The following is a 2,075-nucleotide window of genomic DNA, read 5'->3' as shown; positions in this document are numbered from 1 at the left end:
AATTTGGCATATTCAAGTTTTTGTTGTGCACTGAGTGTTACTTTTGATTTTCTGGTCATAGTGATACCTTTTGGGTTTAGCTCATTTTACGCTATAAACCTGTCCAGTTTCATTAGACCATTACATGGGGCGACGGCAGCTTTTTATTGAAGGAATGGCAAACGACTAGGCTGTATAGAGCCTGCATTCCTTTAAATAAACAGCGGAATATTACAGTCAATAAAGGCATGAACAAACTGACCTTGAGAGGACAAACGAAAGTGAATGCGCAATGGAAACCGTACTGCCTTGTTCATAACATAGAAAAGCTGCAAAACAGGCTGCATTAAAAAAGAGGAGCCCTTTTAAGCCGAAATATAGTGACTTAAGCACCTGTAATTCCCTCTAAAACAGCCATTAAAACAACCGTACATTCTCTTTTTCTATTTTAAGTAAACTAGCGATAACTGATTGAACCAAAATAGGAACTCGGCTATGGTTGATTCATCAATTAAAATAAATTTAAACGAGTTAATCTACAGGCTCGTTAGCCTTTATGAGAAAAATCATGAAATGGTCTCAACTAAAGAAACGGATTGAAGAAAATTTTGCTGAATCAGTCAGCGGCAGAATTGAAGTATTTACTACCGCTTACAGACGCCAGGACGAAATAGCCAGAAGCTGGGTTGTTATAGATGGGAAACAGAAAGTTAGCCTGACAGATGTTCATGCAATTTGGGAACATGGCGCTTATTTTCATGAGCTTACTCCTACAGATTGCCTAACTCACCCAGAGATAGATGATGCAAAGCGAACAGAGAACAATCTTCATGAAGTAGGTGAGTTCAGCAGTTATGACTTTAAAACAATGTGCTTTGAGTCATTAAGTATCTCTGCATATGATTACATAAAAGCAAAACATCCTTTACTTAGGGTAATTGGCGTTCTTCATCGAAAATTGGGAGTTGCCAAAGCGAAAGAATTACAAAACGATCCTCACCCAATGGTCGCATATTTTGCTAAATTCCGTGTGCAGTCAGAGTTGGCTAACAAACAAAGGCAGCCGACGCGTACCGCGCAGCTGCTTTGAGCGTTATACGCAAACTATATGAAGTTTAGTGCTGACGATTACAACATTTTAAGTTACGTCCTTAAAAAGAACTTAATGTCTTAAAATAAAAGGGGTCAAATCTTGACTTCAGACATCAAAGGTCTAGATTTATAGTTTACTATTCATTGAGTGAATTACTATGTCTAGGCCGCTGCGAATAGAGTATGAAAATGCGTTTTATCATGTAATGAATCGAGGGAGAGGGCGCGAAAATATCTTTTTAAGTGATAACGACTTTAAGTATTTTTTACATTGCATTGAGCAAGCAAGTATTCGCTTTAATATTGAAGTGCATTCATATTGTTTAATGACCAATCATTACCACCTGCTAATCAAAACCCCTGATGCAAATTTAGGCCGAGCCATGAAGCATATTAATGGCCTTTACACCCAATACTTTAATAGAGTACATAACACCGATGGTGCGCTGTTTAGAGGGCGCTACAAAGCGGTGCTGGTGGATGCTGATAACTATTTATTGCATGTCAGTCGGTATATTCATCGTAACCCAATTGAAACGAAAATACCGTTGGTAGAAGAGCTTGCTAAGTATAAATGGTCTAGTTATCCAGCTTTCATTAAAAGGGGAGCGACGCCTAAATGGCTAGTGCGAGGCTTTATATTTTCGCTGCAAGGCAAAAAGCGTAAATATGCTGCTTATAAGCAATTTGTTGAATATGAAAACAATAAAGAAATAAGCGCTTTTTATAGTGCTAAAAAGTTATTGTCGGTTTTGGGTTGTGAGGACTTTATTGAAAACATAAAAGACTATATTGCTAAATCAGATAGCGAAAGAAAGCTTGTTAGTAAAAAACGCTCAGCAGATGATGTTATAGCTTACTTAGCTAAACACTTTAATGTTGAAGTTGATGAGATTATAACGGTTAAAAAGGGGCGAAAAGAGAAAAATTTACCACGCTGGTTTGCTATAAAATTATGCCAAGATTTAACGGGATTAAATTTGCAGGCATTAGCAGATGTTTTT

Annotated in this window: 3 protein-coding genes; all 3 read left to right on the top strand. The window is 37.3% G+C overall.

Annotated elements, in window-relative coordinates; genetic code table 11:
* Nucleotides 1–227: 227 nt before the first annotated feature.
* Nucleotides 228–329, top strand: a complete 102-nt coding sequence (locus H5200_RS24515; protein ID WP_404936384.1) for a hypothetical protein — start codon at nucleotides 228–230, stop codon at nucleotides 327–329.
* Between the two features lie 218 nt (nucleotides 330–547).
* Nucleotides 548–1,069 carry a hypothetical protein gene (locus H5200_RS22680; protein WP_182762750.1) on the top strand — a complete coding sequence of 174 codons (522 nt, stop codon included), beginning with the start codon at nucleotides 548–550 and terminating at the stop codon, nucleotides 1,067–1,069.
* A 160-nt stretch (nucleotides 1,070–1,229) separates the two neighbouring features.
* A partial coding sequence (locus H5200_RS22675) for a transposase (protein ID WP_182762748.1) occupies nucleotides 1,230–2,075 on the top strand: 846 nt, incomplete at its 3' end.

The sequence above is a fragment of the Pseudoalteromonas sp. SG43-7 genome, from assembly GCF_014164295.1.
Taxonomy (GTDB): domain Bacteria; phylum Pseudomonadota; class Gammaproteobacteria; order Enterobacterales; family Alteromonadaceae; genus Pseudoalteromonas; species Pseudoalteromonas rhizosphaerae.
Note: the sequence above shows the minus strand (reverse complement) of the source record. Positions and strands in the feature narration are given on the sequence as shown.

What these genes read in the sequence shown, in the direction of transcription:
- H5200_RS24515 (WP_404936384.1), top strand. Translation starts at nt 228, where the DNA reads ATGAACAAACTGACCTTGAGAGGACAAACGAAAGTGAATGCGCAATGG.
- H5200_RS22680 (WP_182762750.1), top strand. Translation starts at nt 548, where the DNA reads ATGAAATGGTCTCAACTAAAGAAACGGATTGAAGAAAATTTTGCTGAA.